Origin of the sequence: Kitasatospora sp. NPDC048545, from assembly GCF_040651155.1 — a bacterium.
Classification (GTDB): Bacteria; Actinomycetota; Actinomycetes; order Streptomycetales; family Streptomycetaceae; genus Kitasatospora.
This window is the reverse complement of record NZ_JBEZIQ010000026.1, coordinates 65,319-90,224: the sequence shown is the minus strand read 5'-3', so window position 1 is coordinate 90,224 and position 24,906 is coordinate 65,319. Positions and strand designations below refer to the sequence as shown.

At 74.0% G+C, this 24,906-nt stretch carries 20 protein-coding genes; 7 read left to right on the top strand and 13 right to left on the bottom strand.

Going from position 1 to position 24,906, the window contains the following annotated elements; translation table 11 throughout:
- Positions 1–72: 72 nt before the first annotated feature.
- The gene (locus AB0D10_RS24185; RefSeq protein ID WP_360259843.1) at positions 73–1,614 is read right to left on the bottom strand and encodes a carbohydrate binding domain-containing protein; all 1,542 of its coding nucleotides are present in this window, start codon (positions 1,612–1,614) and stop codon (positions 73–75) included.
- A 218-nt stretch (positions 1,615–1,832) separates the two neighbouring features.
- Entirely contained in the window at positions 1,833–2,429 is a 597-nt protein-coding gene (locus tag AB0D10_RS24180) for a choice-of-anchor C family protein (RefSeq protein WP_360259841.1), read from the bottom strand.
- Between the two features lie 295 nt (positions 2,430–2,724).
- Between AB0D10_RS24180 and AB0D10_RS24175 the strand changes: the two genes are divergently transcribed.
- The gene (locus tag AB0D10_RS24175; protein WP_360259839.1) at positions 2,725–3,375 is read left to right on the top strand and encodes a GDSL-type esterase/lipase family protein; all 651 of its coding nucleotides are present in this window, start codon (positions 2,725–2,727) and stop codon (positions 3,373–3,375) included.
- 99 nt (positions 3,376–3,474) lie between these two features.
- A complete protein-coding gene (locus AB0D10_RS24170; protein WP_360259837.1) occupies positions 3,475–4,428 on the top strand; it encodes an aldo/keto reductase in 954 nt (317 codons plus the stop codon).
- Here the strand turns inward: AB0D10_RS24170 and AB0D10_RS24165 are convergent.
- The 4 genes from AB0D10_RS24165 to AB0D10_RS24150 form a co-directional block, all read right to left on the bottom strand.
- Positions 4,422–5,144 (bottom strand): GNAT family N-acetyltransferase, encoded by a 723-nt coding sequence (locus AB0D10_RS24165; RefSeq protein WP_360259835.1) that lies wholly within the window; start codon positions 5,142–5,144, stop codon positions 4,422–4,424. The two genes, AB0D10_RS24170 and AB0D10_RS24165, sit on opposite strands and share 7 nt — an antisense overlap.
- A gap of 173 nt (positions 5,145–5,317) precedes the next feature.
- Positions 5,318–6,001, bottom strand: coding sequence for a nitroreductase family protein (locus tag AB0D10_RS24160; protein WP_360259833.1), 684 nt, complete (start codon positions 5,999–6,001; stop codon positions 5,318–5,320).
- 78 nt (positions 6,002–6,079) lie between these two features.
- Positions 6,080–7,717, bottom strand: coding sequence for an ABC-F family ATP-binding cassette domain-containing protein (locus tag AB0D10_RS24155; RefSeq protein WP_360259831.1), 1,638 nt, complete (start codon positions 7,715–7,717; stop codon positions 6,080–6,082).
- Positions 7,718–7,822: 105 nt separating this feature from the next.
- Positions 7,823–9,040 (bottom strand): hypothetical protein, encoded by a 1,218-nt coding sequence (locus AB0D10_RS24150; RefSeq protein ID WP_360259829.1) that lies wholly within the window; start codon positions 9,038–9,040, stop codon positions 7,823–7,825.
- 554 nt (positions 9,041–9,594) lie between these two features.
- Between AB0D10_RS24150 and AB0D10_RS24145 the strand changes: the two genes are divergently transcribed.
- Entirely contained in the window at positions 9,595–11,202 is a 1,608-nt protein-coding gene (locus AB0D10_RS24145) for an ABC-F family ATP-binding cassette domain-containing protein (RefSeq protein WP_360259827.1), read from the top strand.
- A gap of 326 nt (positions 11,203–11,528) precedes the next feature.
- Here AB0D10_RS24145 and AB0D10_RS24140 read toward each other — a convergent pair whose 3' ends face one another.
- The 5 genes from AB0D10_RS24140 to AB0D10_RS24120 all read right to left on the bottom strand — a co-directional run bounded on the left by AB0D10_RS24140 (position 11,529) and on the right by AB0D10_RS24120 (position 15,998).
- Entirely contained in the window at positions 11,529–12,179 is a 651-nt protein-coding gene (locus tag AB0D10_RS24140) for a Pr6Pr family membrane protein (RefSeq protein ID WP_360259825.1), read from the bottom strand.
- A 179-nt stretch (positions 12,180–12,358) separates the two neighbouring features.
- Positions 12,359–13,099, bottom strand: a complete 741-nt coding sequence (locus AB0D10_RS24135) for a response regulator transcription factor (RefSeq protein ID WP_360259822.1) — start codon at positions 13,097–13,099, stop codon at positions 12,359–12,361.
- 32 nt (positions 13,100–13,131) lie between these two features.
- Complete coding sequence (locus tag AB0D10_RS24130) at positions 13,132–14,403, bottom strand: histidine kinase (RefSeq protein ID WP_360259820.1); 1,272 nt, start codon at positions 14,401–14,403, stop codon at positions 13,132–13,134.
- Positions 14,400–15,383 (bottom strand): hypothetical protein, encoded by a 984-nt coding sequence (locus AB0D10_RS24125; RefSeq protein ID WP_360259818.1) that lies wholly within the window; start codon positions 15,381–15,383, stop codon positions 14,400–14,402. Before AB0D10_RS24125 ends, AB0D10_RS24130 begins: the two co-directional genes overlap by 4 nt.
- Positions 15,384–15,464: 81 nt before the next feature.
- Positions 15,465–15,998 (bottom strand): GNAT family N-acetyltransferase, encoded by a 534-nt coding sequence (locus AB0D10_RS24120; protein ID WP_360259816.1) that lies wholly within the window; start codon positions 15,996–15,998, stop codon positions 15,465–15,467.
- Positions 15,999–16,282: 284 nt separating this feature from the next.
- Between AB0D10_RS24120 and AB0D10_RS24115 the strand changes: the two genes are divergently transcribed.
- From AB0D10_RS24115 to AB0D10_RS24100, 4 genes are all read left to right on the top strand, one after another.
- Complete coding sequence (locus AB0D10_RS24115) at positions 16,283–17,542, top strand: CaiB/BaiF CoA-transferase family protein (RefSeq protein WP_360259959.1); 1,260 nt, start codon at positions 16,283–16,285, stop codon at positions 17,540–17,542.
- Between the two features lie 2 nt (positions 17,543–17,544).
- Positions 17,545–18,687: an acyl-CoA dehydrogenase family protein gene (locus tag AB0D10_RS24110; protein WP_360259813.1), complete on the top strand. Its 1,143-nt coding sequence runs from the start codon at positions 17,545–17,547 to the stop codon at positions 18,685–18,687.
- A gap of 139 nt (positions 18,688–18,826) precedes the next feature.
- Positions 18,827–20,041: an acetyl-CoA C-acetyltransferase gene (locus AB0D10_RS24105; protein ID WP_360259811.1), complete on the top strand. Its 1,215-nt coding sequence runs from the start codon at positions 18,827–18,829 to the stop codon at positions 20,039–20,041.
- A gap of 109 nt (positions 20,042–20,150) precedes the next feature.
- Positions 20,151–22,331: a 3-hydroxyacyl-CoA dehydrogenase NAD-binding domain-containing protein gene (locus AB0D10_RS24100; protein WP_360259808.1), complete on the top strand. Its 2,181-nt coding sequence runs from the start codon at positions 20,151–20,153 to the stop codon at positions 22,329–22,331.
- A gap of 62 nt (positions 22,332–22,393) precedes the next feature.
- On the opposite strand, the gene AB0D10_RS24095 is transcribed toward AB0D10_RS24100, so the two are convergent.
- Both AB0D10_RS24095 and AB0D10_RS24090 read right to left on the bottom strand, forming a co-directional pair.
- The gene (locus AB0D10_RS24095; protein ID WP_360259806.1) at positions 22,394–23,275 is read right to left on the bottom strand and encodes a MerR family transcriptional regulator; all 882 of its coding nucleotides are present in this window, start codon (positions 23,273–23,275) and stop codon (positions 22,394–22,396) included.
- 440 nt (positions 23,276–23,715) lie between these two features.
- Positions 23,716–24,759 (bottom strand): 2-oxoglutarate and iron-dependent oxygenase domain-containing protein, encoded by a 1,044-nt coding sequence (locus AB0D10_RS24090; RefSeq protein ID WP_360259804.1) that lies wholly within the window; start codon positions 24,757–24,759, stop codon positions 23,716–23,718.
- Positions 24,760–24,906 lie beyond the last annotated feature (147 nt).

Genomic DNA, 24,906 nt, shown 5'->3' with positions numbered 1-24,906 from the left:
GGGCTCTTCCGGGAACGCCGGGGTGCCGGCGGCCCTTCCCGGGCTGCCGGCACCCCGGTCGTGCTGCGGGGATCAGCCCGCGTACCGGCTGAAGATCCTGGCGAACTCGTACGGCTGCTGCGGGATGTCGGTGCACTTGGAGAGCGAGCCGCCGGTGCAGGCGTTGGCGTCCCGGGTGGCGTCCCAGAAGGCGAGCAGGCCGAGGTGGTTCTGCTGGGCGAACGTCACCAGCTGCTGGGCGGCGGCCTGGTCGTAGACCTGGTGGTCGTCGTTCTCGCCGATCATCGGGGTGACGCCGACCATGGCCCACAGCCGGGCGTCGGTCTTCGCCGGGTAGAGGGCCTTGAGCTGGCCGAACAGCGACTGGGCGGCCTGGACGGCGGCGTTGCCGTAGTCCGTCCCGCTGCGGTAGTAGTCCATCGCCATGACGTTGACCAGGTCGGTGGTCACTCCGGCGTCGCGGGCCGACTTCGCGATGGCGACGCCCTCGGCGGTCAGGCCCTCGGGCAGGACCGGCAGGGTGAAGGAGACCTTGAGGCCGGGGTGGGCCTGCTGCAGCTTGGCGAGCGCGGCGGAGCGGCGGTCGTTGGCGGCGGTGTCGGCGATTGCCGCGCCCTCGATGTCGAAGTCGACGTAGCGCAGGCCATAGGCCTTCACCACGGCGTCGTACTCGGCGAACAGCGAGTCCACCGAGGTGCAGGCGGCGGCGAGTTCGGTGCCGCCGGCGCCGCCGAAGGAGACCTTGACGTCGCCGCCGGCCGCGCGCAGCGCGTCGATCTGGTCCTTGGCCCAGCCGGTGCGCGGGTCGTAGGCGTTGAACCAGCTGGCCTTGCAGCCGACGCCGGTGACGAAGCCCATGGTGTAGCCCTTGAGGTTGCCCGCCTTGGCCATGTCGGGCATGGACGGGGTGGGCCAGGCGCCCATGTCGATGTAGGGGGCGACCGGGAGCGGGGTGTTCGGCGGCGGGGTGGCCGGTGGCGGGGTGGTCGGCCCGCCGGTGGGCGTCGAGGTCGGGGTGCCGGTGGGCGTGCCGGTCGGGGTCGTCGAGGTGGGCGGCGGGGTGGTGGGGGTGCCGCCGGGGCCGGTCAGGGTGATGTCGTCGGCGAGGTAGCCGCCCTGCCCGTACCAGCCGTGCAGGTACACGGTGACGCTGGTGGTGGCGGGGCCGGTGGTGAAGCCGGTGGACAGCTGCTGCCAGCCGGCGCCGCCCGGGGTCCAGGCGGCCGGGTCGGTGACGCCGCTGCCGGTGGCTCCGAGATAGACGTACTGGCCCTGCACCCAGGCGCTGAGGCCGTAGGTGGTGTTGGGCCGGACGCTGACGGTCTGTCCGCACTGCGCGGTGTCGCTCGCGGTCACCGCCCCCTTCAGCGCGTACGTCCCGCTGTGCGCGCCGGAGCCGACGACGCCGCCGGTGTCGGCGGAACAGCTCCAGGGGCTGAGCGCGCCGCTCTCCAGGCCGCCGTTGGCGAGCAGGTTGCCGTCGGCGGCGCCGGCGTTCCCGGCGAGGACGGCCAGGCCGCCGGCGGCCAGCGCGGTGGCGGCGGTGAGGCTCAGCAGGGTGGTCCGGCGGGCGGGGCGGCGGTGCGTGGGGGCAGGCTGGATCGCGCTGGGCATGGGGGTGCCGCTCGGGACGTGGTGGGCCGCCCGCGCCGCGAGGGGGGAGACGCGGGGCGGGCGGCGGCCTGGGGTGGTCCGGTGCGGGGGAGCGCGGTGCTGAGCATCAAACTGGACTAGACCAGCTGTGCACGTCAAGCACTTCCCGGCACCGGACGCCCCGCCGAGGGCAGGTTTCAGGAGGGGTTAAGGCGGCGGCGCCCAGGGGCTGCGGACGGTCAGCCGCAGCACGGCTTGCACTCCGTGACCCGCACGTCGTCGATCACCGGGCCGTACGCCCCGGCCACGGTGCTGGCGAAGGCCAGGGTGGTGGAGGAGTTCTGGGCGACGAAGGTGAACTGCCGTCCCACGTACCCCATCGCGGCCGCGCTCCTGCCGGTGACGTCGAAGGTGAAGGCCTGGAAGTCCTGGCCGTCGATGCGCGCCCAGCCGGTCCGTACGGCGGGCCCGCCCGCCGGGTTGCCGGCCAGGGCGTACGTGACCGAGTAGGTGGCGCCGGGGGTGGTGGTGAAGGTCTGGGCGATGGTGCCGCTGTCGGCGCCGTTGAGGTCCACCGACTGGTCGCCCTCGGCGGCCTGCCAGAGGCCGGCGCTGATCAGGTCGACGCTGCCGGCGGTGATCCGCCACGGGCCGATGGTCTGACCGGCGGTCAGTTCGGTGAAGGCGTTCGCCGGGGCCTTGGGCGACTCGAAGCTGCCGTCGTCGAAGCGGCTGAGCGCGCGGTTGCCACCGGCGGCCTGGGCCGGGACGGCGAGCGTGACGGCGGCGGCCGCGAGCAGGGCGACGGCGGTGGTGCGGGTGCGCGAGAGCTGCATGGGTTCCTCCCCGATCGGATGTGAAACGGACGGGCCCGGTGGTGAACCGAGGCGTCGACGGTCGGCTGTGCACAGAGCGTCGACCGTCCCGGTCGGTGCTGCCAAGACCGGACGGTCGGCGCCCGGTCGTGCGGGAGGTCCGTGCGCGGGCTCCGGTGCGCTGGTTTGACGGGGCGTCACCTCCGTCGGCCCGGCGAAAGGTCCGGGGGCGAACGGCGGAGGACCGACGGTCGACTCGCCCGCCCGGTGGTGAAAGCGGAAGCACGCGCCCCGCTCGCGCCCCTACGGTGGGCCGATGACCATACGAACCGGCTTCGACGGACCGCGGATCTGCTTCCTCGGCGACTCCTTCGTCCAGGGCCTGGGCGACCCGGAGTTCCGCGGGTGGGTCGGCCGGGTGCTGCAGGCCGCGGCCCCGGGCGCCACCGCCTTCAACCTCGGCGTCCGGCGCGACTCCTCGGCGCAGGTGCTGCGGCGCTGTTGGCCCGAGGTCGGGGCGCGCGTCCTGCCCGGGGCGGACAACCGGCTGGTGGTCTCGGTCGGTGCCAACGACGCGATGGAGGAGGCCGGCGTTCCCCGGGTGGCGCACCACGACACCCTGGCGAACCTCGCCGCCCTGCTCGACGGCGCCCGCAAGCGCGGCCTCGGCGCCCTGGTGGTCGGCCCGCCGCCGGTGGTCTGCGGAGGAGCGGCGCACCTGGACCGGTTGCGGGCGCTCGTCCCCGCGATGGCCGGACTGTGCGCCGACGCCGGGGTGCCGTTCGTCGACGTCACCGGGGCGCTGGCCGGCGATCCGGTCTGGACGGCCGAGGCCCGGGCGGGGGACGGCGCGCACCCGGGAGCCGGCGGGTACGGGCGGCTGGCGGAGCTGGTCCTGGCGGGCGGCTTCCGCGCCTGGGCGGGACCGGGGCCCGGGCCGGACGGGTTCGGGCCGGAACGGACTTGACCTCGAGTGCACTCCAACGTGAAAGCTGACGGCGTCGATCACGCACCACCACGGAAACCACCGCGCGGACCGCGCGGACACCACGATGGGAGCACCGTCATGCGCAACGTCCCGTTCGGTACCACCGGCCCGGAGATCGGCGTCGTGGGTCTCGGCTGCATGGGCATGACCTGGGCCTACGACGTGCGGAACCGGGACGACGAGAACTCCGTCCGGGTGATCCGGCAGGCGCTGGACCTCGGCGTCGGCCTGATCGACACCGCCGACATGTACGGCCCCTACACCAACGAGGAGGTCGTCGGCGCCGCGCTGGCCGGCCCGTACCGGGAGCGCGCCTTCCTGGCCACCAAGGTGGGCATCGTCCCGGGCGGCGGCGGCCAGCAGGCGCGCAACGGCCGGCCCGAGCACGTGCGGCGCTCCATCGACGAGAGCCTGCGCCGGCTGGGCACCGACCACGTCGACCTCTACCAGCTGCACCGGGTCGACCCGGAGGTCCCGATCGAGGAGACCTGGGGCGCGTTCGCCGAGGTCGTCGCGGCGGGCAAGGCCCGGAGCATCGGCCTCTCCGAGGTGACCGTCGAGGAGATCGAGCGGGCGCGGTCGGTGCACCCGGTGGCCTCCGTGCAGAACGAGCTGTCGCTGTGGACCCGGGACGCGCTGGCCGAGGTGCTGCCGTACACCGAACGGCACGGGATCGCCCTGCTGCCGTTCTCGCCGCTCGGCCGGGGCTTCCTGACCGGCAGCATCTCCTCCTTCGACGAGCTGCCCGCCGACGACTTCCGCCGCCGGCTGCCGCGCTTCCAGCAGGACGCGCTCAAGGCGAACCTGGCGCTGGTCGCGAAGGTCCGGGCGGTCGCCGAGCGGATGGGTGCCACGCCCGCGCAGGTCGCGCTGGCCTGGGTGCTGGCGCAGGGCCGGTACGTCTTCCCGATCCCGGGCACCAGGACGCCGCGCTACCTGGTGGACAACGTGGGGGCTGCCGGGCTCGTGCTCTCGGCCGCCGACCTCGCCGAGCTGGACGGGCTGCCGGCGCCGACCGGCGGGCGCTACTGAGCGGTTCCCCGGCCGGCCGGTCCCGGCCGGCTCCGGGGGGCCTCGGGATCCTGGGTGTTCCGGGGGTCCTGGGTGTTCCGGCCCGCGCCGGATGGCCCGGACCGCTCCTTGACCCACACGAGCTGCCGTCCGGTCTCGCCCGGAGCCCGGACGGCGGCCTCGGCGATCCGGTCCAGCCGGTAGCCGAGCTTGCGCGGGACGGCCGCGCTGGCCGCGTTCGCCCGGTCGCAGTGGATCTCGACCCGGGTGATGCCGGGCAGGGCCAGCGCGGCCTCGGTCAGCGCCCCGGCCGCGGTGGTGGCGATGCCGCGGCCGACGTGCCCGGCGGCGACCCAGTAGCCGATCTCCAGCGCGCCCGGGCCGATCCGCCCGTGCAGGCCGAACGCGCCGATCACCCCGCCGGGTTCGCTGTTCAGCCCGGCCAGGTACATGAAGTCGGTGCCCGCTTCCCAGGCGGCGGAGCCGGCCCGGGCGAGCTCGGCGGTCTGTGCCCGGGTGGGGGCCTCGGCCGCCCACTCCAGCCAGGGGCGCAGGTGCTCCAGGTTGGCGCAGACGGCCCGGTTCAGCGCCACCGCGTGGGTGCTGCGGCGGCGGCGCAGCCAGAGGCCGCCGGGCAGCCGCAGCAGTTCGGGCGGCCGCCCGGTGGTCGCCTCCACGGCGGCCCGCGCCCGTCCGGCCGGGGCCGGGTCACAGGACCGTGACTGTGCTTGGCTCATGGCGGCGATTATGTCCTTGGCCCGGACCTGTCACCATCCGGGCCCCCTCCGGACACCCTGACGGCGGGCGCGCACGGGCCCGGCCCCGGCGTGCGGTCGGGACGGCCGGCGTGCCGCGGGGGCCTCCGGTGCACCACCGGGGCGCCCGGCGCCCGGGGTGTGGCCCCGGCGCGTCAGAGCCGGACCAGCACCTCGTCGAGCTCCTTGCGCCGCAGGTCCGGCACGCGCGCCCCCTCGGCCGGGTAGCCGACCGGGATCACGTAGGCCGCCCGCTCCTCGGCCGGGCGGTCGCACACCTCGTTGAGGAACCGCATCGGGCTCGGCGTGTGGGTCAGCGTGGCCAGTCCGGCCTGGTGCAGCGAGGCCAGCAGCAGCCCGACCGCGATCCCCACCGACTCCTTGGTGTAGTAGGGCCGCGGCGAGTCGGGGCCCTTGTGCACCTCGAACACCACGATCACGGCCGGCGCGTCCTCCAGGAACGGCTTGCGCCAGTCGGTGCCGATCGGCGCGAGCGCGGCCAGCCACTCCTCCGACGCCCGGTGGCCGTAGAACTCGCGCTCCTCGGCCTCGGCGGCCTCGCGCAGCCGCCGCTTGCGCTCCGGGTCGGTGATCACCACGAACCGCCAGGGCTGGACGTGCGCGCCGCTGGGCGCGGTGCCTGCGGTCCGCACCGCCCATTCGACGACGCCGTCCGGGATCGGGCGGGTGGCGTAGTCGCGGACGGTGCGGCGCCGGGCCATCACCTCGTGGAAGGACCTGCTGCGCTCCTCGGCCTCGTGGGCCGGGACGGTCATGGGGGCGAGGGGGACGGTCGGGTGGGACGTCCCCGCCGTGGTGCTCTCTGCACTGTCAACCATGGCGGACAGCACAGCACATGACGGCCCCTCCTGGAAGAGGTAGAGACCAATCCTGGAGGGGTGCGGCCACGCCGACGGCTACAGCTCGTGCACCCGGCCGCCGCGGACCTCGATCCGCCGGTTCACTGCGACGGTGTCCAGCATCCGCCGGTCGTGGGTGACCAGCAGCAGGGTGCCGGTGTACGAGCCGAGCGCGGACTCCAGCTGCTCGATCGCCGGGAGGTCCAGGTGGTTGGTGGGCTCGTCCAGCACCAGCAGGTTGACCCCGCGGGCCTGCAGCAGCGCCAGCGCGGCCCGGGTGCGCTCGCCGGGCGAGAGGGTGCCGGCCGGGCGCATCACGTGCACCGCCTTGAGGCCGAACTTGGCCAGCAGGGTGCGCACGTCCTCCGGCGAGAGCTCCGGGACGGCGGCCGCGAAGGCCTCCGCCAGCGGCTCCCCGCCCAGGAACAGCCCGCGCGCCTGGTCCACCTCGCCGACCACCACGCCCGAGCCCAACGAGGCGCTGCCGCCGTCGAGTTCGAGTCGGCCGAGCAGCGCGGCCAGCAGCGTGGACTTGCCCGCGCCGTTGGCGCCGGTGATCGCGACCCGGTCGGCCCAGTCGATCTGCAGGTCCACCGGGCCGAAGGCGAAGTCGCCGCGCCGGGCCACGGCCCCGCGCAGGGTTGCGACCACCGAGCCGGAGCGCGGCGCGGTGGCGATCTCCATCCGCAGCTCCCACTCCTTGCGCGGCTCCTCGACCACGTCCAGCCGCTCGATCATCCGCTGGGTCTGGCGGGCCTTGGAGGCCTGCTTCTCGGTGGACTCGGCGCGCACCGCGCGGCCCATCTTGTCGTTGTCGGAGGACTTGCGGCGGGCGTTGCGCACGCCGTGCTCCATCCAGCCGCGCTGCATCCGGGCGCGGGCCTCCAGCCCGGCCTTGGTGTCGGCGTACTCCTCGTACTCCTCGCGGGCGTGCCGGCGGGACACCGCCCGCTCCTCCAGGTACGCCTCGTAGCCGCCGCCGTACAGGTTGACCTGCTGCTGGTGCAGGTCCAGCTCCAGCACCTTGGTCACGGTGCGGGCCAGGAACTCGCGGTCGTGGCTGATCAGCACGGTGCCGGCGCGCAGGCCCTTGACGAAGGCCTCCAGCCGCTCAAGGCCGTCCAGGTCGAGGTCGTTGGTGGGCTCGTCGAGCAGGAAGACGTCGTAGCGGGAGAGCAGCAGCGAGGCGAGGCCGGCCCGGGCGGCCTGGCCGCCGGAGAGCGCGGTCATCGGCAGGTCGAGCGAGACCTTCAGCCCGAGCGAGTCGGCGACCTCCTCGGCGCGCTCCTCCAGGTCGGCGCCGCCGAGGTCCAGCCAGCGGTCCAGGCTCGTCGCGTACGCGTCGTCGGCGCCGGGCCGGCCCTCGACCAGGCCCTCGGTGGCCTCGTCCAGGGCGGCCTGGGCGGCCGCCACGCCGGTGCGGCGGGCCAGGAACGCGCGCACCGACTCGCCGTCGCGGCGCTCCGGCTCCTGCGGGAGGTGGCCGACGTTGGCACCGGCCGGGCTGAGCCGCAGCGAGCCGCCCTCGGGGGTGTCCAGGCCCGCCAGCAGCCGCAGCAGGGTCGACTTGCCGGCGCCGTTCACGCCGACCAGGCCGATCACGTCGCCGGGGGCGATGACCAGGTCCAGGCCGGAGAAGAGGGTGCGTTCGCCGTGACCGGCGCTGAGGTCCTTGACTACGAGTGTCGCGCTCATGATGGGGCCGATTGTAGAAGGAGCAGGGCCGCCACCGGAAAAGCCCGGGGGCCGCGGCCGTCACGGCCGCGGCCCCCGGGACCGGTGGGGATCATCCCCGGTGGATCACTTGGCCTTCTTCGAGAAGTACTCGAACATGTGCTGGGCCACGTCCTCCAGGTACGGACCGGCCTCGTAGGTGTTCGCGCCGTTGCCGATGGAGGTGTCGCTGACCAGGGCCGGCTTGCCGTCCTTGGTGGCGTACCAGCCGCCGCCGCTGCTGCCGCCGGTCATGTTGCAGCCGATCAGCAGCATCGCCGGGCGGCTCGGGTCGCCGGTCTTCTTGGACGGCTTGCCGCCGTCGCAGTGCTCCAGCTCGACGCCGTCGAAGGGCTTGCCCTCCGGGAAGCCGTAGTTGGAGACCGAGGCGAGCTGGTCGCGCGGGGCGTTGAACCACAGCGGCACGGAGCCGCCGACGGTCTCCTCCAGCGACTTGCCGTTCGGGTCGGGGTTGGCGACCTTGATGATGCCGAAGTCGTACTGGCTCCAGGGGCCGCCGTGCTCAGGGTCGGCCTCGCCGGTCCACTGCGGCGAGACCATGCCGGCGGTCGCGCCCCACTCGCCGTACGGCTCGGCGTCGTCCAGCTTGGACTTCTGCTTGTTGCCGTTGCTCAGCACGCCGTTGCTGTTGAACGCCGGGGCGAAGGTGATGTCGGTGTAGTACTTGTTGCCCTTGCCGCCGTGCAGGCAGTGGCTCGCGGTCCACACCAGGTTGCTCTTGCCGGGGTTGGCCGGGTCGGAGACGACGGTGCCGGAGCACACGTAGTCCTCGTTGCCGTCCTTGAAGAAGATCTTGCCGTTGACGTGCATGTTCTTCGGGAACGGGTGCGCCACGGGCTTCGCCGGGACCATGGCGGGCATCTGGTCCGGGCCGGCCGGCGGCTGGGCGGCGGTGGGCTGGGCCGGGGCGGCGCTGGTGGGCTGCGCGGTCGGCTGGGCGGGCGCCTGCGTCGGGTCCTGGGCGGGGGCCTGCGGCAGCGGCTTCGGCTTGGCGTCCAGCAGCTTCTGCAGGGTCCAGTAGCCCTTGACCGCCGGGGTGATGACGTTCGCCTGGGCCCACTTGTCCCAGTCCTCGAGCTTCCAGGTCTTCAGTTCCTCGACCGTCGGGAGCTTGATCGGGGCCGCGCCCGGCTTGCCGGTGGCACTGGCCGCGACCGAGGGAGCCGCGGTCTCGGCGCCGGCCGGGTCGGAGTTGTCCGGTCCGCACGCGGTGGCGACCACCATGGTCAGCGCGGCGACGGAGGCGCCCAGGACGGCACGGCTCGGCCGGGATATCGGTGACATGAGTTCAAATCCCCCTGTTGACTACCGCCATACGGCCCGTTCCTCGGGTACGGCCCCACCGGGCCGCAGGTATGGCAGGTGAGGAGTCTGCCATGTGGATAAGGATCTCCTTACACCCACCCCCGGCTGGGACGAGGCTGTCACCGGATCGGCACGGGATCGGCACGGGGCCTTCGTCGAGGCCCTGTTCGGGATGCTGTCCGGGGTGCCGCTGTGCCCTCCGGGTCCCGCCGGGGGCCCCGCCCCGGGCCCTTTGCGGGGGTTGCGGCCGGGCCCGGAAAACCGGTTGCACGCGTTCCCCGGCGTGCCTAGCGTGGTCAGGGTCATCAGCCAGACAAGGAGAAGGCCGTTGCTCTACTGAGGTCCCGGGACACCGCCCCGCCGCGCAGGCCCAGTTGCCGCGTGGTGCGCGAGTGTGCGACCTCAGTCACGGCCCCGTGGCGATCCTCCGTGTGACGCCACCCCTTCGTCCTCCTCGGCCGTACCGGTTCCGCACCAGCGGTGTCTCCCCGTGTTGCTCACCACCCCTTCGGCAACCACCCCGGGAGGCCCACATGGCACAACCCACCACCGCCGTCCTCTGCACCGACCTCACCTTCGAGTGGCCCGACGGCAAACCCGTCCTGGACGGCTTCCACCTCGCCGTCGGCCCCGGCCGCACCGGCCTGATCGGGCTCAACGGCGCGGGCAAGTCCACCCTGCTGCGGCTGATCGCCGGCGACCTCACCCCGGCCGGCGGCACCGTCCGGGTCGACGGCGAACTCGGCTACCTGCCGCAGGGCCTGACGCTCGACACCACCCTGCGGGTGGACGAGGCGCTCGGCGTCCGGGCCGCCCGCGAGGCCCTGCACGCCATCGAGTCCGGCGACACCGACCAGCGCCACTTCGACGCCGTCGGCGACGACTGGGACGTCGAGGAGCGCGCCCGCGCCACGCTCGACCGGCTCGGCCTGCACCGCCTCGGCCTCGACCGCACCACGGGCGAACTCTCCGGCGGCGAGGCGGTGCTGCTGCGGCTGGCCGCCCTGCTGCTGGCCCGCCCGGACGTCCTGCTGCTGGACGAGCCCACCAACAACCTCGACCGGGCCGCGCGCGAGCGGCTCTACGAGACGGTGGCCGACTGGCACGGCGTGATGCTGATCGTCAGCCACGACCGCGAGCTGCTGCGTCACGTCGACCGGATCGCCGACCTGCGGGACGGCGAAGTCACCTGGTACGGCGGCAACTTCGAGGAGTACGAACGCACCCTCGCGGCCCAGCAGGAGACGGCCGAGCGGCTGCTGCGCAACGCCGAGGCCGACGTCCAGCGCCAGAAGCGGGACTTGGTCGAGGCCCGGAGCCGGCTCGACCGCAGCGCCGCGTACGGCAAGAAGCGCTCGGTCACCCGCAACGACCCGCACATCTTCGCCGGGATGCTCAAGCGCAAGGGCCAGGAGACCGCCGGGCGGATCCAGGGCATGCACACCGAGCGGCTGGAGGAGGCCAGGGCGCGGCTCAGCGCGGCCGAGGAGGCGGTGCGCGACGACGCCGAGATCCGGATCGACCTGCCGCGCACCGCCGTCCCGGCCGGGCGCACCGTGCTGACCCTGCAGAAGGTTCGGCTGCCGCACGGCGGCACCGCCGACCTCGACCTGCGCGGTCCCGAGCGGATCGCCCTGGTCGGCCGCAACGGGGCGGGGAAGTCCACCCTGCTGCGCACCATCGCGGGCGAACTCGTCCCGCTGGAGGGGGAGATCACCACCCCGGTGCCGCTGCGGCACCTCCCGCAGCGGCTCGACCTGCTGGACGACGCGCTCAGCGTCGCGGAGAACGTCAAGCGGTTCGCCCCCGCCGCCGGGGACAACGCGATCCGCGCCCGGCTGGCCCGCTTCCTGTTCCGTGGCGCCCGCGCCGACCAGCCGGCCGCGACGCTCTCCGGCGGCGAGCGGTTCCGCGCGACCCTGGCCGCGCTGCTGCTGGCCGACCCGCCGCCGCAGCTGCTGCTGCTCGACGAGCCGACCAACAACCTGGACCTCGCCAGTGTCCGCCAGCTCACCCAGGCGCTGGCCGCGTACCGGGGCGCGCTGGTCGTGGCCAGCCACGACCTGCCGTTCCTGCGCGGCCTGGGCGTGACCAGGTGGCTGGAGCTGGACGGGGACCTGCGGGCGGTGGAGCCGATGTAGCGGATACGGGCACGGGGGAGGGCCAGGGAAAGGGCGCGGAGACGCGCACGGGCAGCGCGGCGCCGGCCGAGGCCGGTGCCGCGGTTACTGCCGGTGGCCCCCGGTGACCTCGGTGAGCACCCGTTGGGCCGCGCTCAGGGCCGAGTCCCTGAGCGCGGCCGGCTCGTCGGGGGCTGCCCCGGGGAGGATCGACGGCAAACCGTTCTGACGGCGGGTGGGAACGGGACGCCGGGCCCGATGCGCTGCGCCGGTGCCCGCGGCCCGGGTCCGCCGTCGGTGCCCGCTGCCCGTCTCCGCCGTGGGTGCCCGCCGCCGGTGTCCGCGGGTCACGTCTGCGGTGCGGGCCGCACCTTGCCCGCGACCAGCGTCCCGAGCCGGTCCAGCCCGACGACGAGGACGGCCAGGACGACGAACTCGACGGTCAGCTGGGCGATCTGGCCCCAGACGTAGCCGTAGCCCCTGGTGGTCGGGTCGAAGAAGAAGTACGGGTAGGGCAGCGGGTAGTCGTCGAACAGTGCGTTGCGGGCGAGCACGATCGCCGCGTAGCCGAGCGGGAAGGCCAGCCAGAGCGGGATGTCCTTCCAGGCCGCCGCGTTGCGCGGCTTCAGCACCAGCCAGTCGGCGATCACCATCACCGGTGTGACGTAGTGCAGGAAGAACGACGACCAGTGCGCCAGTCTGTCCGGGCCGCCGACCAGCCCCGGCAGCGGGCTGGCGCCGTGCTGCAGCAGGACGTGCGAGACCAGCCCGGTGATCAGGATGTACAGCGTGGCGGCGCCGCGCAGCCGGGGCGCGGGCGCGTCCACGCTGTCGCGCTTGAGCATCCAGTACACCGCTCCGATGAAGTAGCCGAGCACGATCACGTTGCTCTGCACGGTGAAGTACACCAGCGGTGCCGTCCCGAGGGTTAGGCCGAGGCCCGACGAGAGCACGATTCCCATGCGCCACCACAGCGCGGGTCGGGTCCGGACTGTCATGCGGCCACCAGTTCGTTTCAGGTGATACGGGAGGTATCGGACGGCTGAGGGGAAGACCGCACTCTACTCGCCGGTACCGGGGAGGTGGAACCCGCGTGCGATTCCCCGCGGCTGCCCGCGCCGCCTCCGGGCCCTCGCGGCCCGCTGCCCGCTGCCCGCAGGCATCACGCAGCGGGCCCTCAGCCCGGCAGCACGAAGCCCGACTCGTACGCCGCGATGACCGCCTGGGTGCGGTCCCGTGCGCCGAGTTTGGCGAGCACGCTGCCGACGTGCGTCTTCACCGTCTCCTGACTGACCACCAGTCGCGCCGCGATCTCGCCGTTGTTGAGTCCGGTGGCCATCAGCCGCAGCACCTGCCCCTCCCGCTCGGTCAGCCGGCCGACCGGTCCCCGGCCGGCCGAGGACTCCCGGCGGCGGTCCGTGCCGTGGCGCACCGCGAGTTCGCGGACGGCCGCCGGGAAGAGCAGCGAGTCCCCGCGCGCGACCAGTCGCACCGCCTGCACCATCTCCTCCGCCCGCGCCCGCTTCAGCAGGAACCCGGCCGCGCCCGCGCGCAGCGCGTCGTACACGTGGTCGTCGTGCTCGAAGGTGGTGACCACCAGGATCCGCGGCGGCTCGGCCATCCCGCCGACCAACTGCTCGGTGGCCCGGATCCCGTTGATGCCCGGCATCCGGACGTCCATCAGCACGACGTCCGGTCGCAGTTCGCGCACCAGGGGGACGACCTCGGCGCCGTCGGCGGCCTCGCCGACCACGGTGAGGTCCGGCTCGGCGTCGATCACCACCCGCAGGCCCATCCGGACCAGCCGTTCGTCGTCCGCGATCACCACGCGGATGCCGTCCGGACGGCCGTCCGCGCCGGTCCTCCCGCCGTCGTCGGCCCTGCCGTCGTCCGCCACGCCGCGTGCGCTGCCGTTCATGCCGTGTCCCTCGCTCACCGCGTCCCCGCCGTTCACCGTGCAGTCCCTCCCAGCGGCAGCCAGACGGCCAGCCGCCACGTCGTTCCGTCCGCGCTCGGCCCCGCCGTGCTGCCGCCGCGCAGCGCCGTCGCGCGCTCCCCGATGCCGCGCAGCCCGCGTCCGCCGCCGGGGCGGCTCGGCCGGGCAGGGCCCAGCGGGTTGGTCAGTTCGATCTCCAGCCGGTCCCCGGCCAGCCCGACCCGCAGTCCGGCAGGCGCCGGTCCGGCGTGCCGCAGCACATTGGTCAGGCCCTCCTGCACGATCCGGTACGCCTCGCGGGAGACCGGCGCGGGCAGGCCGGGCAGGCCGGGGGCCAGCTCGGCGTCCACCGTCACGCCGGTGCGGGCGAGCTGGCGGAGCAGGTCGTCCAGTCCGGCGAGGGTGGGCCCGGCCGGTCCGGTGGCCTCCGGGTCCTCCTCGCGCAGCAGGCCGAGCACGGTGTCGAGTTCGGCGACGGCCGCCCGCGCCGTCTCCTCGATCGCCTGCAGCGCCTCGGCGGCGAAGTCGGGGTTGGTGCGCAGCACCCGGGCGGCCGCCGAGGCCTGGATGCCGACCGCGCTGAGCGCGTGCCCGACCGAGTCGTGCAGTTCGCGGGCCAGCCGGTTGCGCTGGGCGAGTACGGTGGCCCGGCGCTCGGCGGTGGCCAGCCGCTCCTCCGGGGTCGGGCCGAGCAGGGCGGGGGCCCAGCGGGCGAGCAGCGCGCCGAAGCCCGCGTTGGCGAGCACGATCAGCAGCAGGACGGCCAGGCCCAGCAGCGGTCCGGTGATCATCCAGCCGGGGAAGCGGTTCTCCCAGAACGCGGCGAGGTCCCGGGCACCGCCGAAGGAGCACATCAGCACCACCGCGAACGGCGCCCCGGTCAGCGTCATCCCGGCGACCACCCCGCCGAAGAACAGGTGCAGCACGAACCAGAGCGCGGTGCGCCGGCGGGCAGGCCAGGAGCGGGCCGGCCCGGTGGCCAACTCCTCTGCCCGGGGCGCCGCGCACAGCGCCCGCGCGGCCGCGCCCTCCAGCCCCCGGACGGTCGGCACCAGTGCGGTGACGGCGGCCATCGGCAGCGAGGTGAACAGCGAGAGGAACTGCAGCAGCGCCTGCCGGGCGGGCGCCTGGGCGGCGTCGAGCGCGCCGAGCACCACCACCGACAGCAGCCAGTACGGCATCAGCAGCGCGCCGCCCAGCACCAGGTGCACCCAGCGCAGCCGCGCCCGCCGTCCGACCAGCGCCCCCGCCGCACGCCGCAGCCGTGTGCCCGCCCCCGTGATCACCCGGGTGACTCTATGTCAGCCGGGTGGTGGCGGGCCCCCCATTCGGTGAGCGCGATCGCGCCGGCGGCCAGCATCAGCAGGCCGGCCGAGAACTGCCCGGCCTGCACCAGCACCATCAGTCCGGGTACCGCGCCCGGCAGGTCGGGCACCGTCGTCGACGTCCCGAACGCCACCAACTGGTAGCCGCCCCAGCCGAACAGCGAGCCGGCGCCGATCCAGGCCGCCGTCAGCGGTACCCGCAGCCGTCGTCCCGGCCCGATCCGGAACGCGAGCACCAGCAGTGCCACCGCCGCGACCACCGCCATGGCGGCGGTGACGGCCTCCATCGTCGCGATGGACCGGCCGCGGTCGTCCGCCCAGCGCAGCGGGAGCCCCACCGTCCCGCCGGCGGCCCAGTAGGCCCGGGCCGCCGCGACGCCGAGCGCGACCGGGGCGGCGACGGCGGCGAGGGCGCGCTGCACGTTGCGGGTGGGGGAGTCGGGCAGGTCGCCGATCCGGGCCTGCAAGAGGCCGGCCCAGCGGCGGCGGGCGTAGAGCACGAAGGCGGTGATCAGGGCGATGCCCTGTACTCCGAAGCCGCCGTAGACCAGGGCGAACACCCAGCCCGCCAGCCCGTCGTCGGCGTGCTGTCCGGGCGGGCGGTGCTCCGGGCCGAGCACGAGTGAGGAGAGGAGGTCCGCCGGTACGGCGACCAGGATCGTCCCGAGCAGTCCGGTCGCGACCCACATCGGGAACGCCACCAGTCCGGCGGCCGCCCGGCGCCCCCACGGCCGGACGAAGGCGAGCGCGAGGGCGAGCGCGATCGCGTCCATGCCGAAGGTGAGGAGGTTGAGCGTCCACAGTCCGCCCAGCGCCCCCGGATCGCGCACGCCGACCTCGGAGCCGGTCAGCCAGAGCAGCTTCAGCATCAGGTAGGGGACGGTGGCGGCCATCGCGACCCCGGCCGCCACCACCCGTACCGCGTCGTCCTTGTGTCTCATGCCCCCACGGTCGCGTCCCGCCCGGGCCCCGGTCCTCAGCCCCGGGCGGGATCCCCCTCCCCCCGGCGGGGGATTCGCGGCTCAGGCCATCCGGTGGATCAGCCGGTCCTCCTCGTCGACCCGCCCGTCCGGGTCGGCCACCAGCCCGAGCCGTTCGGCGAGCCGGCGGGAGGGCAGGTTGTCGGCCCGGATCAGGGCGACCACCGGGATCCCGGGGAACCGCGGGCGCCCCTGCGCCATCGCCGCGCGGGCCGCCTCCGCCGCGTACCCCTGGCCCCAGGCGGACGGCCGGAACCGGTAGTAGAGGTTGAACACCCGCTCCCCGTCCAGGGTGTGCAGGTACAGCCCGGCGAAGCCGATGATCACCTCCGGCTCCTCTCGCGTGGCCACGGCGCAGTACCCGATCCCGTCCCGCACCCAGTCGGCCACGAAGCCGTCCAACGCCTCCTGGGCGGCCGCGAGGTCCCGCTGCGGCCCGTGCGGGTTGTACCGGTTGGTCTCCGGATCCCCGTGCACGGCGAACATGGCCTCGGCGTCCCCCTGCTGCGGCTGTGTGAGCACCAGCCGCTCGGAGACGGCGACGACCGTGCGGGCGGTGTGCTGGGCGGTGCTCATGACGATTCCCCCGTCGTGATTCGTAATGGATGCCTAGCAGGATAGGCCATTACATGTGCAGGTGCCCGTCGATATTCCCGGCCGTGCGGACCGGCGGCCGGACCGGCTCGCGGCGGAGCGGCGCGGAGGTCTTGTTACCGGCGGGTCGCTTGCCTATCATCCCGAGTGTTACAGCTTTACTGTCAAACCCTGAAGGGGTTCTGCGGCCAGTGCGTGACACAAGCAGTCCAGCGGGCCCGGGCGGCCCGGCCCCGTCCGCGGGCGGGCCGCCGGCGGGCGGACCGCTGGCGGGCGTGCGGGTGGTGGAACTCGCGGGCATCGGGCCGGGCCCGTTCGCCGCGATGCTGCTCGGGGACCTCGGCGCGGACGTGGTGCGGGTGGACCGGCCGGAGCCCTCGCCGCTCGGGACGGACCCGGCGTACGACCTCAGCAACCGCAACAAGCGCTCCGTGCTGGTCGACCTGAAGTCGCCTGGCGGGCCGGGGCTGGTGCTGGACCTGGTCGAGCGGGCCGACCTGCTGATCGAGGGCTACCGGCCCGGTGTCGCGGAGCGGCTCGGCGTCGGCCCGCAGGCGTGCCTGGCGCGCAACCCGGCACTGGTGTACGGCCGGATGACCGGATGGGGACAGGACGGGCCCCGGGCCGCGACCGCCGGGCACGACCTCGGGTACGCGGCGGTCGCCGGGGTGCTGGGGATGGTCGCGGCGGCGCCGGGCGGCGCCGACCAGGCGCCCGGGATCCCGGCCAACCTGCTGGGCGACTACGCGGGCGGCTCGCTCTACCTGGTCGTCGGCCTGCTCGCCGGACTGCACCATGCCCGGGCCACCGGCGCGGGCCAGGTGGTGGACGCCGCGATCGTGGACGGTGCGGCACACCTCGGCAGCATGCTCTGGGGGCTGCTCGCGGCCGGCCACTGGCAGGACCGCCGGGGCGTCAACCTGCTGGACGGCGGCGCACCGTTCTACGCGGTCTACCGGGCCGCCGACGGCGGATACCTGGCCGTCGGCGCGCTGGAACCGCGCTTCTACGCCGAGTTCGCCCGACTGCTGGAGCTCGGCCCCGACGCACCCGGCCAGTACGACCCCGCCCGTTGGCCGGAGCTGCGGGCCCGGATCGCGGCCCGCTTCGCCACCCGGACCAGGAGTGAGTGGGAGGCGGTCTTCGAAGGCTCCGACGCCTGCGTCGAACCGGTGTTGACGATGCGTCAGGCCGCGGGCGACGGCCACCTGGCGGCGCGCGGGACGTACGTCGAGGCGGACGGCGTCACCCAGCCCGCCCCCGCCCCGCGCTTCTCCGCCACCCCCGGCGCGCTGCGCCGCCCGCCGGCCCGGCCGGGGGCGGACACCGCCGAGGTGGCCAGGGACTGGGGCGTCCCGGGCCTCGGCGCCGCGGCGGGCGATTCGACGGCGGACGGTTCCGGGACCGACCGCTCCGGGACTGACCGCTCCGGCGTGGGCCGCTCCGGGACTGACCGCTCCGGCGTGGGCCGCTCCGGGCCGGACGAGGCCGCTGCGGTCGACACCGCAGCAGAGCAAGGAGAGTAGCGTTGCAGCGCGAGATCTTCACCGAGCAGCACGACGACTTCCGGGCCACCGTGCGGGCCTTCCTCGCCAAGGAGGTGCTGCCGCACTACGACCGCTGGGAGAAGGCCGGGATCGTCGACCGCTCCGTCTGGCTCGCGGCCGGACGCCAGGGCCTCCTCGGTATCGCCGTCCCCGAGGAGTACGGCGGTGGCGGCACCCCGGACTTCCGCTACGCCGCCGTGCTGGCCGAGGAGTTCGCCCGGGCCGGCGCCTCCGGGTTGGCGATCGGCCTGCACAACGACATCATCGGCCCCTACCTCACCTCGCTCGCCACCGAGGAGCAGAAGCGCCGCTGGCTGCCCGGCTTCTGCTCCGGCGAGCTGATCACCGCGATCGCGATGACCGAGCCCGGCACCGGCTCCGACCTGCAGGGCATCCGCACCCAGGCGGTCGACCGGGGTGACCACTTCCTGCTCAACGGCGCCAAGACCTTCATCTCCAACGGCATCCTCGCCGACCTGGTCGTCGTGGTCGCCCGGACCACCCCCGAGGGCGGCGCGCACGGTCTGAGCCTGCTGGCCGTCGAGCGCGGCACGCCCGGCCTCGAGCGCGGCCGCAACCTCGACAAGATCGGCCAGAAGGCCCAGGACACCGCCGAACTGTTCTTCGAGGACGTCCGGGTGCCGAAGGAGAACCTGCTCGGCGAACTCGACGGCGGCTTCGTCCACCTGATGCAGAACCTCGCCCAGGAGCGGCTCACCATCGCGGCCGCGGCGATCGCCGGTGCCGAGTACCTGGTCGAGATCACCACCGACTACGTCAAGCAGCGCGAGGCGTTCGGCCGGCCGCTGGCCACGTTGCAGCACGTCCGCTTCGAGATCGCCGAACTGGCCACCGAATGCGCCGTCACCCGGACCTTCGTCGACCGCTGCATCACCGAGCACAACCGCTACGCGCTCACTCCGGCCGACGCCTCGATGGCCAAGTGGTGGGCCACCGAGCTGCAGAAGCGCACCGCCGACCGCTGCCTCCAACTGCACGGCGGCTACGGGTACATGACCGAGTTCCCGGTCGCCCGGGCGTTCACCGACGGCCGCATCCAGACCATCTACGGCGGCACCACCGAGATCATGAAGGAGATCGTGGGCCGTTCCATCCTCGGCTGACCCCTCCGGCGATTCCTCTCCGACCGGCCCGACCGGCCCGGCCCGGTTTGGCACCGGAACCCCGAAGCCCCGAAGCCCCGGCCCCGAAGCCCTGAAGCTCTGAAGCCCTGAAGTCCGAAGCCCGAAAGGCATTCCCATCGTGACCACCGAAGCGTACGTCTACGACGCGATCCGCACCCCGCGCGGCCGGGGCAAGGCCACCGGCTCGCTGCACGCCACCAAGCCGATCGACCTGGTCGTCGGCCTGATCCACGAACTGCGCCGCCGGTTCCCCGAGCTGGACCCGGCCGCGATCGACGACATCGTGCTGGGCGTGGTCAGCCCGGTCGGGGACCAGGGCTCCGACATCGCCCGGATCGCGGCCGTCGCGGCCGGCCTGCCCGACACCGTCGCCGGGGTCCAGGAGAACCGCTTCTGCGCCTCCGGCCTGGAGGCCGTCAACCTGGCCGCGGCCAAGGTCCGTTCGGGCTGGGAGGACCTGGTCCTGGCCGGCGGCGTGGAGTCGATGTCCCGGGTCAAGATGGCCTCCGACGGCGGCGCCTGGTTCGCCGACCCGATGACCGCCTACGAGACCAACTTCGTCCCGCAGGGCATCGGCGCCGACCTGATCGCCACCATCGAGGGCCTCTCCCGCACCGACGTGGACGCCTTCGCCGCCGAGTCCCAGGCCCGCGCCGCCAAGGCCCAGGCCGACGGCCTGTTCGACCGCTCGGTGGTCCCGGTGCGCGACCGCAACGGCCTGGTCGTGCTGGAGCGCGACGAGTTCATCCGCCCCGGCACCACCGTCGAGACCCTGGCCGGCCTCAAGCCCTCCTTCGCCCAGATCGGCGAGGCCGGCGGCTTCGACGCCGTCGCCCTGCAGAAGTACCACTGGGTGGAGGCCATCGACCACGTCCACCACGCGGGCAACTCCTCCGGCATCGTGGACGGCGCCGCCCTCGTCGCCATCGGCAACCGCGAGGTCGGCGAGCGGTACGGGCTGCGTCCGCGTGCCCGGATCGTCTCCGCCGCCGTCTCCGGCTCCGAGCCGACCATCATGCTCACCGGCCCCGCCCCGGCGACCCGCAAGGCGCTCGCCAAGGCCGGTCTGACCGCCGCCGACATCGACCTGGTCGAGATCAACGAGGCCTTCGCCGCCGTCGCGCTCCGGTTCATCCGCGAACTCGGCTTCCGTCCCGACCAGGTGAACGTCAACGGCGGCGCGATCGCCCTCGGCCACCCGCTCGGCGCCACCGGCGCGATGCTGCTCGGCACCGTCGCCGACGAACTGGAACGGCGCGACCTGCGCTACGGCCTGATCACCCTCTGCGTGGGCGGCGGCATGGGCATCGCCACCATCGTCGAGCGCGTCTGAGCCCACCCGTCGCCCGCCGCCACCCTTCCCGGGGCACGTTCCTCCGGACCCCGTCCGGGAGACCCCCTCGCGTGGCACCTCGCTTTGCAGACCTGGAGACCGTGAACCCATGAGCGACACCACCACCATCCGCTGGGAGCAGGACCAGGACGGCGTGGTCACCCTCGTCCTCGACGACCCCACCCAGTCCGTCAACACCATGAACGAGGCCTTCACCGCCGACTTCGAGACCGCCGTCGGCCGGCTGGCCGGACTCGGGGACGCGCTGCGCGGAGTGGTGATCACCTCCGCCAAGAGGACCTTCTTCGCCGGCGGGGACCTGCGGATGCTCTCCGCGGCCCGCCCCGAGGACGCCGAAGCCGTCTTCGAGAAGTCGATGCGGATCAAGCGCTCGCTGCGCACGCTGGAGACCCTCGGCAAGCCGGTCGTCGCCGCCGTCAACGGCAGCGCGCTCGGCGGCGGCCTGGAGCTCGCCCTCGCCTGCCACCACCGCATCGCGCTGAACACCCCGGCGAGCCGGATCGGCCTGCCCGAGGTCACCCTCGGCCTGCTGCCGGGCGGCGGCGGAGTGGTCCGCACCGTGCGGCTGTTCGGCATCACCGACGCCCTGCTGAAGTACCTGCTGCAGGGCCGCCAGTACCGCCCGGCGCAGGCGCTGGAGCACGGCCTGGTGCACGAACTGGTCGACAGCACCGAGGAGTTGACCACCCGGGCGCGCGCCTGGATCGAGGCCAACCCGACCGCCGTCCAGCCCTGGGACGTCAAGGGCCACAAGATCCCCGGCGGCACCCCGACCACCCCGGCCTTCGCCGCCAACCTGCCCGCCTTCCCCGCCAACCTGCGCAAGCAGCTGAACGGCGCGCCCTACCCGGCCCCGCGCAACATCCTGGCCGCCGCGGTCGAGAGCGCCCAGGTGGACGTCGACACCGCGATGGTGATCGAGGCCCGCTACTTCACCGAGCTCGCCTGCGGCCAGACCAGCAAGAACATGATCCAGGCGCTGTTCTTCGACATGCAGGCGGTCAACTCCGGTGCCGGGCGCCCCAAGGACGTCGAGCGCCGGACGGTCCGCAAGGTCGCCGTGCTCGGCGCCGGGATGATGGGCGCGGGCATCGCCTACGCCTGCGCCAAGGCCGGCATCGAGGTCGTCCTCAAGGACGTGAGCACCGAGGCCGCCGAGCGTGGGAAGGCCTACTCCGAGGGGCTGCTGAACAAGGCCGTCGCGCGCGGCCGCTCCACCGAGGCCAAGCGTGACGAACTGCTCGCCCGGATCACCCCCACCGGCGACGCCGCCGACCTGGCCGGCTGCGACACGGTGATCGAGGCGGTCTTCGAGAACACCGAGCTCAAGCACAAGGTGTTCCAGGAGGTCGAGGGCGTCGTCGCCCCCGACGCGCTGCTCTGCTCCAACACCTCCACCCTGCCAATCGGCGTGCTCGCCGAAGGCGTCCGGCGCACCGGCGACTTCATCGGCCTGCACTTCTTCTCGCCGGTCGACAAGATGCGGCTGGTGGAGATCATCCGCGGCCCGCAGACCGGCGACGAGGCCCTCGCCCGCGCCTTCGACCTGGTCCGGCAGATCGACAGGACCCCGATCGTCGTCAACGACTCCCGAGGCTTCTTCACCTCGCGGGTCATCGGCCAGTTCCTCAACGAGGGCGTCGCCATGGTCGGCGAGGGCATCCACCCCGCCTCCGTCGAGCAGGCCGCCGCCCAGGCCGGCTACCCCGCCAAGGTGCTCTCCCTGATGGACGAGCTCACCCTCACCCTCCCGCGCAAGATCCGCGACGAGTACCGGCGCTCGGTCGAGGACGGCGGCGGCACCTGGACGCCGCACCCGGCCGACGCCGTGGTCGACCGGATGGTCGACGAGTTCGGCCGCCCTGGCCGCAGCGGCGGCGCCGGCTTCTACGAGTACGGCGAGGACGGCCGGCGCGGGCGGCTCTGGCCGGGACTGCTGGAGCACTTCACCGCTTCCGGTGCGGACGCCGCCGAGGTGCCCTTCGAGGACCTCAAGGAGCGGATGCTGTTCAGCGAGGCGCTGGACTCGGTGCGCTGCCTGGAGGAGGGCGTGCTGACCTCGGTCGCCGACGCCAACGTCGGCTCGATCCTCGGCATCGGCTTCCCCGCCTGGACCGGCGGCGTCTTCCAGTACATCAACGGGTACGAGGGCGGCCCGGCCGGCTTCGCGGCCCGCGCCCGCGAACTCGCCGCCGCGTACGGCGAGCGGTTCGCGCCGCCGGCGCTGCTGGAGCGGATCGCGGCCGAGGGGCGGACGTTCACGGACTGACCCGGGTGCCGCCCGGGGTCGGGCGGTGCCGTGTTCCGCACGATGCCGCCCGACCCCGGGCCTCACGCCCGGCGGGGTTCCCCGGTCGGCCCGTCGGGTTCCTGCCCGGGCTCGTGTCCGGTCGGCTGTCCGGGCTCGTGTCCGGGCTCCTGTCCGGCTGGTTGTCCGGGCTCGTGTCCGGCCGGTGGCCCGGTCGGTTCGGCGGGCAGCACCACGGTCAGTTCCTCGCCGAGTTCCTCCCGGAGCGAGCGCTGGAACGCCGTGACCAGGGCCTGCGCCACCATCGGCTGGATGTGGTCCGTCAACGCCTTCATCCGGGCCAGCTCGTCCGGCGCCGGCTCGCTCTCCCGGAACGGCTTCCACACCGTCTCCCGGAACAGCCGCTGCAATTCCCGTGCCGTCGCCCGGCTGTGCTCCAGCACCACCGCCCGGGCGGTCAGCAGCGTCTCCAACGGGATCGGCACGTCCAGGATCCGCACGCCCAGCGGCAGCAGGCCCGGATCCACCCGGAACACTTCCGGGTCGTCGGTCCGCTCCAGCGCCCCCATCGCCGCGAGCCGTCCGACCTGCTCCTCCGACAGCCCCCGCCCGGTGCGCCGTTCCAACTGGGCCCGGCCCAGCTCCTCGACGGCCTCCGGCGTCCAGGACGCCACCAGCGCCCGGTGGATCGCCAGGTCCAGCGGAGTACTGTCCTCCGGCAGCCGCGCCAGGTAACGCTCGATCGCCGCCAGCGTCAGCCCCTGCCGCTGCAACTCCTCGATCAGCCCCAGCCGGTCCAGGTGCGCCGCGCCGTACAACCCCACCCGCCGCGGCCCCAGTTCCGGCGGTGGCAGCAGCCCCTTCGTCCCGTAGAACCGCACCGTCCGCACCGTCACCCCGGCCCGCGCCGCCAACTCGTCCACCGTCAGCCGCACCTCGCCCGCTACGGCGCCGTGCTCCCCCATCTGCTGCCTCCCGCGCTGGCACACTCCTGCTGTGACAGCAGCAGTGTGACAGTGCGGCCCGTGCCGGTCCACCGGCGGTGGGTGGTGGGTCGGGCGTGGCGGTGGACGGGGGCCGGCATGCGGTCGGGCGGGACACCGTGACGCCGACGCGGGCGGGGTGCCGGTTCCGCAGGACGGGGTCACGCCGACGCCCCCGCCCTTCCGCCGGAGGTCCGGCTCGGGTCGGGGGCGTCATGTGGGGCCGCCCGGAATCTCCGGGGTCTCCCGTGTTTCCACAGGTCCCCGAGGCTCCCCGGTCGTTCGGGGCCTCCGGTCGTTCGGGGCTGCCGATTGCGGTGCGCGGTGGGCCCGGGTGTAGCCCCTCCACTCGTTGAGGCCGAAGCCGGATCCCCCCGGGGGTGAGCCGGGTCACCCCCGCGGCGGCGCGCTGTCGGAGAGGGTCAGGCGAGGGCGGCGTGGTGGCGGCGGGTGACTTCGGGGTGGGCCCGGGTGTAGCCCTTCCACTCGTTGAGGCCGAAGTCGGCGAAGAGGGGGTTGTCGGGGTCCTCGGTGGCGCCGGGGGCGTGGTGGGCGAGCGGGAAGTCCAGCGGCGCGATGTGGGCGTCGAGGCGCGGGTTGTAGAAGAACGGGACGGAGAAGCGCTCGCGGGCGCCGGCCGGGCTGACGACCCGGTGGCTGGTGGCCTTGAGGTAGCCGTCCGTGGCGACCTCCAGCAGTTCGCCGAGGTTGACGACGAACGCGCCCTCCATCGGCGGCACGTCCAGGAAGCTGCCGTCCTGGCGCTCGACCTGGAGTCCGCCCACGGTGTCCTGGAGAAGCAGGGTGATGAAGCCGTAGTCCTTGTGGGCGCCGACGCCCTGGCCGGCGCCGTCCGGGGCGGTGCCGGGGTAGCGGACCAGCTTGAGGCGCAGGTGGGGGTGGCCCGCGAAGGCCTCGTCGTAGAAGTCGGGGCGGGCGCCGATCGCGGTGAGGAGTTCGTGCAGCAGCCGGCGGGCGACCCCGCCGAGGTGGTCGATCCAGCCGAGTGCGGCGGTGCGCAGTTCGGGGAGCGCCGCGGGCCACTGGTTGGGGCCCTCCAGCCACCAGTACGGGGGCTCGCCGGCGCCGGGGACGTGCGCGGGCAGTTCGGCGCCGATGTCCAGCTGGTCGCGCCAGTCCTGGCTGCCGCCGGTTCGTTCGTCGCCGGTGCGGGTGTAGCCCCGGTAGTGGGGGGAGTTGAGGTTGCTCACGGCGAGCCGGTCGGCTTCGGGGAGGGTGAAGAAGGCGCGCATGGCCCGGGTGAGCGCGGCCGTCTCCTCCGGGGTGACACCGTGGCCGACGAGCTGGAAGAAGCCGACGCCGGTGGCCGCGGCGCGGAGTTCGTCGTGCAGGCGGCGGCGGTCTTCCGCACTGCCGTCGGCGAGCGAGAGGTCGATCACCGGGAGGGCGTCCGCGGGGGTGGAACCGGAGCCGGTTTCGGATATGGGGGTGTGCTGCTGCGTCATGTGTGACATCCGCTGGGTCTCGTCCCGGCCGGGCCCGGTGGTCGACCGGGGGCGCCTGAGCAGGGCCTGGTGCGGCGGGTGCTCCGGGTGCCGGGAGGCGGGGGCGGCCGGGTGGGGCCGCCGTTGAGGGTGGGTGGTGAGAGGTTC

Bases quoted from the DNA above. Each gene is read 5' to 3' on its own strand.
- AB0D10_RS24185 (WP_360259843.1), bottom strand. From the start codon at position 1,614: ATGCCCAGCGCGATCCAGCCTGCCCCCACGCACCGCCGCCCCGCCCGC.
- AB0D10_RS24180 (WP_360259841.1), bottom strand. From the start codon at position 2,429: ATGCAGCTCTCGCGCACCCGCACCACCGCCGTCGCCCTGCTCGCGGCC.
- AB0D10_RS24175 (WP_360259839.1), top strand. From the start codon at position 2,725: ATGACCATACGAACCGGCTTCGACGGACCGCGGATCTGCTTCCTCGGC.
- AB0D10_RS24170 (WP_360259837.1), top strand. From the start codon at position 3,475: ATGCGCAACGTCCCGTTCGGTACCACCGGCCCGGAGATCGGCGTCGTG.
- AB0D10_RS24165 (WP_360259835.1), bottom strand. From the start codon at position 5,144: ATGAGCCAAGCACAGTCACGGTCCTGTGACCCGGCCCCGGCCGGACGG.
- AB0D10_RS24160 (WP_360259833.1), bottom strand. From the start codon at position 6,001: ATGGTTGACAGTGCAGAGAGCACCACGGCGGGGACGTCCCACCCGACC.
- AB0D10_RS24155 (WP_360259831.1), bottom strand. From the start codon at position 7,717: ATGAGCGCGACACTCGTAGTCAAGGACCTCAGCGCCGGTCACGGCGAA.
- AB0D10_RS24150 (WP_360259829.1), bottom strand. From the start codon at position 9,040: ATGTCACCGATATCCCGGCCGAGCCGTGCCGTCCTGGGCGCCTCCGTC.
- AB0D10_RS24145 (WP_360259827.1), top strand. From the start codon at position 9,595: ATGGCACAACCCACCACCGCCGTCCTCTGCACCGACCTCACCTTCGAG.
- AB0D10_RS24140 (WP_360259825.1), bottom strand. From the start codon at position 12,179: ATGACAGTCCGGACCCGACCCGCGCTGTGGTGGCGCATGGGAATCGTG.
- AB0D10_RS24135 (WP_360259822.1), bottom strand. From the start codon at position 13,099: ATGAACGGCAGCGCACGCGGCGTGGCGGACGACGGCAGGGCCGACGAC.
- AB0D10_RS24125 (WP_360259818.1), bottom strand. From the start codon at position 15,383: ATGAGACACAAGGACGACGCGGTACGGGTGGTGGCGGCCGGGGTCGCG.
- AB0D10_RS24120 (WP_360259816.1), bottom strand. From the start codon at position 15,998: ATGAGCACCGCCCAGCACACCGCCCGCACGGTCGTCGCCGTCTCCGAG.
- AB0D10_RS24100 (WP_360259808.1), top strand. From the start codon at position 20,151: ATGAGCGACACCACCACCATCCGCTGGGAGCAGGACCAGGACGGCGTG.
- AB0D10_RS24095 (WP_360259806.1), bottom strand. From the start codon at position 23,275: ATGGGGGAGCACGGCGCCGTAGCGGGCGAGGTGCGGCTGACGGTGGAC.
- AB0D10_RS24090 (WP_360259804.1), bottom strand. From the start codon at position 24,759: ATGACGCAGCAGCACACCCCCATATCCGAAACCGGCTCCGGTTCCACC.